The organism is Anaerotignum sp., from assembly GCF_031981185.1.
Taxonomy (GTDB): domain Bacteria; phylum Bacillota; class Clostridia; order Lachnospirales; family Anaerotignaceae; genus Chakrabartyella.
The window spans coordinates 17592-18430 of record NZ_DALYUL010000031.1; the positions used below are offsets into that span (position 1 = coordinate 17592).

At 34.2% G+C, this 839-nt stretch carries 2 protein-coding genes; both read left to right on the plus strand.

The genetic code is table 11. The annotated features are described in order from the left end of the window. A partial coding sequence (locus RTK36_RS14425; protein WP_312047938.1) for a hypothetical protein occupies positions 1-358 on the plus strand: 358 nt, incomplete at its 5' end. An 82-nt stretch (positions 359-440) separates the two neighbouring features. Continuing rightward, complete coding sequence (locus RTK36_RS14430; RefSeq protein ID WP_312047939.1) at positions 441-632, plus strand: YwbE family protein; 192 nt, start codon at positions 441-443, stop codon at positions 630-632. Positions 633-839 lie beyond the last annotated feature (207 nt).

The following is an 839-nucleotide window of genomic DNA, read 5'->3' on the forward strand; positions in this document are numbered from 1 at the left end:
ATGGAAAGCCGATGGAAGCATCTCTGATAGTATAACTAACATAGACCAATTTAATCGCATTGCCCTTCGCTTCAAAGAAACAGGCGTTGAAGTATTTACCATTGATAAAACTGGGGATTATATAAAATATGGTTTTAATGAAGGCGGCATGGTATTGAAAAATTCCAAATCCATTGTATCCAACCGCATTACAGAGCCAGTTAATATTGTTTTAAATGAAGAAATCCCAATGTGGGTCACTCGAGGTACGGATAAAAACAGTATTCAGTCGGATAGTTCCAGTGGTTTTAGAAATTTAGAGTGCAGTGACGGAGTGGCACTCACAGTAACATTCTCAGACAAAGAAATAGAGCAATAGCCTAATAACCATAAGAAAAGCATGCTATGGAACTGCAAAATATTAAAATTATTCAACTTTTATTTAAGAACAAGGAGAAACTATGAACGGACAAATTAGATCTAATGTTAAAATTGGTGCAGCGGTTAAAATTGTTTTAAAAGCTGATCAAAAAACCGGAAAACTTACAGAAGGAACAGTAAAAAAAATACTAACGAATAGTCCCACCCACCCCCATGGTATCAAAGTAATGTTAACAGACGGTCAAGTGGGAAGAATTCAAGAAATTTTGTAATCAAATGACAAATTGCATAAAAGATGTGCAAAAAAATGATTATGCACTCAGGAAAAACATTTTTTTCATTTTTTCTGGAGCAAAGTGGCTAAATCGCGGCTTTCTTTTATTTAGCAAGAAGTGCTTTTATGATTACAAAAGCACCTCATTAGAAGTAATAAGTAGCCAACTGATTTTTTTTTACTAAGTATACGCAGAAAGAGGTAT

Coding starts and splice junctions, on each gene's coding strand:
- RTK36_RS14430 (WP_312047939.1), top strand. CDS start 441: ATGAACGGACAAATTAGATCTAATGTTAAAATTGGTGCAGCGGTTAAA.